Origin of the sequence: Chamaesiphon sp. (assembly GCF_041737865.1) — a bacterium.
Lineage (GTDB): Bacteria > Cyanobacteriota > Cyanobacteriia > Cyanobacteriales > Chamaesiphonaceae > Chamaesiphon.
In genome coordinates this window covers 1-6,883 of sequence record NZ_JBGSQZ010000244.1, presented here as the reverse complement: position 1 = coordinate 6,883, position 6,883 = coordinate 1, and the positions used below count along the sequence as shown (strand labels likewise).

General features: G+C 43.5%; 8 protein-coding genes and 1 pseudogene. All 9 read left to right on the top strand.

Annotated elements, in window-relative coordinates; all coding sequences use genetic code 11:
• Positions 1-260 (top strand): annotated as a pseudogene (locus ACEW9J_RS18530) (hypothetical protein); the annotation flags it as partial.
• Positions 261-668, top strand: a complete 408-nt coding sequence (locus tag ACEW9J_RS18525; RefSeq protein ID WP_373546577.1) for a Retroviral aspartyl protease — start codon at positions 261-263, stop codon at positions 666-668.
• Between the two features lie 38 nt (positions 669-706).
• Positions 707-844 (top strand): hypothetical protein, encoded by a 138-nt coding sequence (locus tag ACEW9J_RS18520; protein WP_373546576.1) that lies wholly within the window; start codon positions 707-709, stop codon positions 842-844.
• A 23-nt stretch (positions 845-867) separates the two neighbouring features.
• Complete coding sequence (locus tag ACEW9J_RS18515; protein WP_373546575.1) at positions 868-1,347, top strand: hypothetical protein; 480 nt, start codon at positions 868-870, stop codon at positions 1,345-1,347.
• Positions 1,332-1,988, top strand: a complete 657-nt coding sequence (locus tag ACEW9J_RS18510; protein WP_373546574.1) for a hypothetical protein — start codon at positions 1,332-1,334, stop codon at positions 1,986-1,988. The genes ACEW9J_RS18515 and ACEW9J_RS18510 overlap by 16 nt, the downstream gene beginning before the upstream one ends.
• Positions 1,989-2,014: 26 nt before the next feature.
• A complete protein-coding gene (locus tag ACEW9J_RS18505; RefSeq protein ID WP_373546573.1) occupies positions 2,015-3,820 on the top strand; it encodes a hypothetical protein in 1,806 nt (601 codons plus the stop codon).
• 1 nt (position 3,821) lies between these two features.
• Positions 3,822-4,097, top strand: a complete 276-nt coding sequence (locus tag ACEW9J_RS18500; protein ID WP_373546572.1) for a hypothetical protein — start codon at positions 3,822-3,824, stop codon at positions 4,095-4,097.
• Between the two features lie 128 nt (positions 4,098-4,225).
• Positions 4,226-6,403: a type I DNA topoisomerase gene (gene topA, locus ACEW9J_RS18495; RefSeq protein WP_373546571.1), complete on the top strand. Its 2,178-nt coding sequence runs from the start codon at positions 4,226-4,228 to the stop codon at positions 6,401-6,403.
• A 55-nt stretch (positions 6,404-6,458) separates the two neighbouring features.
• Positions 6,459-6,883 (top strand): class I SAM-dependent methyltransferase (locus tag ACEW9J_RS18490; protein ID WP_373546570.1); only part of this gene is annotated, 425 nt, incomplete at its 3' end.

The window sequence follows — 6,883 nt, the reverse complement described above, 5'->3', positions numbered from 1 at the left end:
TCGAACCATCTCGACTCAAATATTTTGAGATTCAAAAGGCTTTATACGAAACAGCCAAGCCGCAGCTTGTCGAACGATACTTGGGTGAATTTATCGCTTTTGAAGATGGTCGAGTTTTAGACCACGATTCTAGCGAACAAACATTAGTACAACGGGTTTATCAACAATATGGTTATCGAGATTTGTTGATTAAACAAGTTTGGTTGGAAGAGCCACATTTATCAGTAGCTGGTGTATTTCACTCGGTTGGGAAAGAGTAGGTGCAGAAATTCGATTATGTAAATGTAGGTAATGGTTTGCCTGTAGCACCAATTATTAATATTAGAGTAGCACCACCTGATTGGCTGAATAAAGGAGGAGAATACCAGATTGAGGCGTTTTTGGATACAGGCTCAGATTGTACATTAACTCCATTAGAAATCATTTCTAAGTTGGAGTTATCGATAGTTGATACATCGGTAGAAATTACTGGAGTTGCTGGGGGTCGAGTAGATGGCTATGCTTGTTATACAAATATCTGGTTGGGTGAGAAATGTATTCAAGCAGTTAGAGTTTATGGTTGTAGAAGTGAGAGCCTAGAAAATAGAGTATTAATTGGTAGAGATGTTTTAAACCAATGCTGTATTGAATTTGATGGTATTAACGCTCAATTAATAATTAGGGATTAATATTTCAGATCGGAATTAAATTTACAGATAAATAAATTATGGAAGGAAAAGATTTACTAGAACAACTCGAAGTTTGCTGCCCAGTTTGTGGCAGCAATAGTTTCGGGCATGACGAAACAAATACAGTTAGTTGTAATGAATGCGATTATTCGGAACCAGAACATGAACCAGATTAGTCGTTCTGAAGTTTGGTAAGATCGTGCCCACTAAAGTTCCCCACAATTGCTTTCAATGCTCCAAGGTCGGTAATGATGACGCTAAGTTAAAGTCTTGCTGGGACAGTAAGCTTTGCCCTGCTAGAAGGCATTATCACCGCAATCGCGGTAAGTTGTCGCTAGAACGCAAGGCAAAGCGATTGGGTGCTAGTAATATCGTTGAGATTGCGGTTAATATTCCCACGGGGTTCGCTGCTAGCATCATCTTCTATCGAGAACGGCAGGATGCTCCAGTACATGCGATCGCGGCTGAGGTATGGCAGAGCGATAAGGGGAAGGTGTTGATGGTACAGCCGATGCACTGTTTGGGTTTGTCTCCGGCTCAAGTGGTGGAGGTGATGGTGGAGATTTTGAAGGCTTGTTCTGGTGAGTTGGGGGTAGAAATTACTAAGTTTGCTAATAAGGTGGAGATGCATCCATCTCAGTGTCCAATATTGGATTGTCCTCAATGCCACAACAATTAGAACTAGATTTGTGGCAGATTTTGGCGGTTGCTCAAACCGAACCAGCAACAGTCGGGTTTATCGAGCTGTGCGGTCATTTAGATGGGTTAAATCTGGTTGATGGGGCACGGGCGGTTGGGGAAATTGCGGAGATTTATCGAGTTCGAGCGGAGACGATTTTAACTGAGATTGCTGCGGCTTATTTACCAGTTAAGGAACCAATTGTACCTAATGAGTTGTGGGCGCATCTGTATCGTTCTACTTTTATTTTACGAGATGAATATCTGTATTTGGAAGTGGAGCATGATTATCCAACAGAGCGACAGTCGGTGATTAAGTTGGGGGTGGAGGCGGATGAGGTGGCGGCTTGCGCGATGATTCAAGCAGTGATGGGGAATACTCACGGGGAAGAGATCGAGTTATGGGCGAGTCGGATTCGAGCGGTAATGGCTGAATGTGGTTCGATGTTGTTAGTGGAGTTACAGCAGCAGTCGGGTTTGAGTTTGGTAGATTTATGGTTGGGTTTGTTGTTGGGGGATACTGGCTGTTCAATTCGCCGTCAATTGAGTTGTGAGGTAGAATTTAGTGTTGATTTTTACGATCGAGCGGGAATTTGGATCGTGGAGTTTGTAACGCAAACATCGATTGATATCATTGAGTAATATTAAGGGGCAAGGGTAAAGTCAAGATGTCAAAACAGAATTCAGATCATTCAAGCAAATCGAATCAGTTACTCAAGGCTTTAACTCAGCTAGAAATTGCTCAAATAATTGATACTATATTAGGAGTTTTATCTCCTGAATTACAAGAGCAAGTTATCTCCCAACTTCCGACAGATACTCAACAAACAGTCAGACAAATTCTTGCTCCGTCACCGCCTCAAGCATCAACTCAATTTACTGATGCAGAAACAGTTTCTCTGGCAAAACAGGCTGAGATTTGGGCTAGGCTGTGGCGAGAGTGGGATACGATTGTTTCCGAAGCTTCGGAAGAGGAAGGGAAATATATCGTTCGAGAAGCTGATTGGGAAGAACCTTATTTTGATGCGACTACATTTATTGAAGATTTAGAGAGTGTTGCCAATAAGATGCAGCCGCTGATCCAAACAGCATTTGAGCATGAGTTCGATCCCGAACCAGATTTTGTTACAGCACTTTTGGATGCAGAAACGGATGTTGCTTCAGGTATTCCAGATTGGATGGAAATTACCGATGGATTGTATTTAGAGCAGCATTTAACTCGTTGTATATTAGCAGGGAAATGGCTGAATATTCGACATCAAGGACAAGAGGCTTTTGATTTTGCGGTGTGTATTCGCGAATACGAGCAACAATTTCAGGAAGTACAATTAAATGGTGATGCAGTTTTTACGTTCCTCATTGATTTGCCTGAACCAGATCGGCAAACTATTTTAGCAGGATTAACAGCAAACAAAGAAACAGCTCTCTGGAAGAACACATTAGCAGATATACATTCTTGTTGGCAACAGTTTTATTTGGATTTAATCGAGCAATACGCACCAGATCGCTATCTAAAACAATTACGAACGACCATTCCCCAAAAGTGGCAAAATGGCTTGCCAATCATTGAGGAATTATTGAACGAGCAGAATTATCCAGAAAGTTTGATCTCGATCGAAGAAACACTCAGTTCCTTACTGAAACCCAATCGCAGTGATGTAGCCTGGACACCGGAAACTTCAATGTTGGTAGCTATTTCAGGTTTATATTATGATAGCAATTCTGCAAATATTAATACGTTGCTGCGCTACTATCAGCAAACTGCACAGGGATTAAATCAAACCGAACGAGCCAATGCACTGGAGATTCAACAAATAGGGATCGATCGATGGTTTAATTGGGTCAGCATGTTTGCGGCTTTTATTGAAATCCCCCTCCCAGAATCTACTCGTCAAGCTTTATTTACATCGTGGCGAGATTATGTCGTGAGTCGAACGAAATCTTATAGCTGGCAAAAAGTTGATAGCTGGTGGCTTTGTTGGTTGATTGAAAGTGTTGACGATCGCCAAAAAGGAGTAAGTTGGTTTCAATCACAAATAACTCAATGGCTGGATAATCTACCTAGCGATAAAACTCAATTAGGTGAGAATTACGATCGATTGCGATTGTTGACTAAGGATTTGACGGAGATCTATCATCAAGGACAATCTAGCTATCCTCAATTCTATCTAGTAGTGATTCACCCTAAAGGATTCTCTACTCAAAGTGATGAATCTAGACGAGAGTATCTCAAAGCATTTGCACCAGATAATTTGTTCGAGCTGGTGATGAATTATTGGAAAGTCAATCTTCACCAATTTGTGCCGAAACCGGAGTTAGTCCAGAATGCTGAGTACACAAAACATGCTCAGTGGATGGTTGCGTTGAAGGAATTATCCCCACAGGATTATGAAACTCTCTTGGCTCAGTGGAAATTGGTACATAAACGTCGAATTAATCTCTGGAAAGCTATGAAACAGATGGGAGTGAGCTAAGATGAATGTCCGAGTAACTATCGAGGTTTCAACGCCCCCAACTGCCAGCAATCTGGATAAATTGAGATCGGCAGCACCTGAGTTAACGAACAATCTCAAAAGTATCGTAGTGAGCACAGATGTAGATAGCAAAGGCTTTTCGCTAACAGCTAACTTTACAATGAAAACAACCGCTCAATATCAGGTTGTCGATCGAATTAGTAAGGAGTTTGAGTTCTGGACGTTCGATCTTGAAGGTGATCGAGAAATGATTATTTCATTTCCCACGCACATATGATGTTTTATATCCCAACTGGAAGACTTGGCGATTGATATTTCGGTTTTCAATTCGATACTATTAAAGAAAAGAGAAAAATTTGTCTAGAGTATAACTGGCGAGGCGGTGGAAAACGATCGTCTAAATTTATGCGAAATCTGCTCATCGTCGAATCCGTTGGCAAAATTAAGAAGCTTAAAAGCATCCTCGGTTCTGATTGGGATGTGAAAGCTTCAATTGGGCATATCCGCCAACTTGCCAATGACGGGGACGGTTCATTAGGATTCGAGTTGGGTGTAGATACTATCGATTGTCGTTACATCCCTCGCGACGACAGAGCCAAACAAACAATCGCCGGACTAATTGCCGCAGCCAAGCAAGCAGATCGAGTATTTATTGCTTCAGATCCAGATCGCGAAGGCGAAGTCATCGGCTGGCATATCGCCCAGGTATTGAAACTCAAACAGCCCCAGCGGGTTGTTTATCAGGAAATTACTGAATCCGCAGTCAGAAAGGCAATTGCTTCTCCCCGCTCCCTCGATATGGCTCTAGTAGAAGCAGGTAGGTGTCGGGATTGTCTGGATAAATTGGTCGGCTACAAAGGATCGCCCATAATTTGGCGACTGAATAACGGTGCCAAAAGCGTCGGGCGAGTACAGTCGGCAACTCTCCATTTAGTCTGCCAACGAGAGCGGGAAATTCAAGCTTTCAAACCCCAAGATTATTGGTCGGTATTTGTAGATTACGCTGAAGGATTCCGCGCTTTCTACAACGGCACAGCTCAGGCTATCTCGCCAGCAGCAGACGAAGAAACTAGCGACGATGCTGGCGCGACAGAAAAAGTCGCCGAATCGACTCGCGTATTGAGTCAGGCTGAAGCTGACAGGTTGGTAGAGATCGGCAAGTCTCACCCCCATCAAGTCTCCACAATCGAAGGTAAACTCGCACCCAAAAAGCCACCCGCCCCATTTATCACCTCATCGCTCCAACAAGCCGCAGGAGCGAGGTTGAAGTTCAGTCCCGAACATACGATGTCAGTCGCCCAAAAGCTGTATGAAGCGGGTTTAATTACCTATATGCGGACTGATTCTGTCGAACTCAGTCAGGATTTTTGTAAAGCTGCACGGGAATGGTTATTGTGTCATGACAAAGACAATGTGCCCACCAAAGTCTCCAAACAGCGCAGTTCTAAGGACGCTCAGGAAGCTCATGAAGCGGTCAGACCGACGGATATCACCAAAGCTTCCAGCGAACTCAAACAGCAGCTCTCAGAGGATGAATTCGCGCTGTATCTGATGATTTGGATGAGATCGATCGCTTCTCAATGCAAACCCGCTCAAATCCGCAAAACCACGATCGTTACCCAGTCTGGCGAGATCCAATGGCAAGCTAGAGGTCAAATGCTGGAATTTGCAGGCTATGCCAAATATTGGAAGGATATTAGCGGTGATGCGGTATTACCTAGCTTGCAACCCAAACAACCGCTCACTGTATCTAACGTCATTCACGAGCAAAAGCAGACTCAACCACCACCACGTTACTCTGAGCCAAAACTCGTTCAATTGATGGAACGGCGGGGCATCGGTCGTCCTTCAACTTATGCGCCGACTATTGCCACGCTCAAGCAGCGTAATTATGTCGAGCTGGTTAAGAGTAAGGTACAGCCGACGACTGTGGGTTTACAAGTTGATGATTTTCTGATGCAAGCTTTGCCAGAATTGATTCAATCGGAATTCACGGCTGGGATGGAAACTCAACTCGATGCGATCTCCAAGGGTCAGCAGGAATGGCAAAGTTACCTGATTGAATGGAACCGGAGCTATTTCGCGCCAGCATTAAGTAAGGCTACTAAGAATCTACCGGAACAGGATTATGGCTCGTTCCAGGGTAAGAAGCTGGAGAAATCTCGCTCTAAATGTCCGACTTGTAGCAAGCCAATGTCTAAAGTACCAAGCAAGAAGGTGAAGAAGGGTTATTTTCTCAAGTGTGAGGATGGTTGCAAAGATACTGAAGGTAAGGGATTAGTAATGTTTTGGTCGGAGCGAACTAATGAATGGCAGCTCCCACAAGCTAGAGCAGAACATTCATCGCCAGCAAAGTTAACCGAACATCCTTGTCCAGTTTGCCAGAAGCCGCTGGAAGAATATAGCTACAGTAAGGATGGACAAGCCAAGTCGATGTTGCGATGTTCGGATACAGCAGCTAGGAGTAAGCCAAAACACAAGGATATTGCTTATTTTCGGGGAAAGGAGGGGCAATGGTGGAGTCCGAAACTTGGTAATCTTGGTGCGGATGCTGCTAAATCAAGTGAGGTAAAAGCACCATAGTTCGATCGCAATCATTAAGTAGGTAGGCTTACTTATTTATAAAATAGACTTCATTATGACAATACATCTAGATAACGATCGCAAAATTATCGATTCTTGGTTCAAAAATGCTGCCCCTTGGATTGTCGCAATTGAGGAACAGCAAATCGAAAGTCGTAAACTCATCACAGATCGATCGATTGTCGATGCTGTCGTTAGTCGTGGTGGTCAGACAGTGCTGGATCTGGGTTGTGGCGAAGGTTGGCTGACAAGAGCTTTAGCTGCTCAAGGGCTGAATGTCCTTGGTACTGATATTATCCCCTCATTAATCGACCGAGCGAGAACGATAGGATTAGGTAATTTTGAATTAGCTGCCTATGCAGATATCGCGGCTGGTAAATTAGCTGAAAAATTTGATATCGTCGTTGCCAATTTTTCACTAATTGGTAAGGAATCTGTATCGGGTTTATTTCAATCGATGCCATCTTTGCTCAATGATGG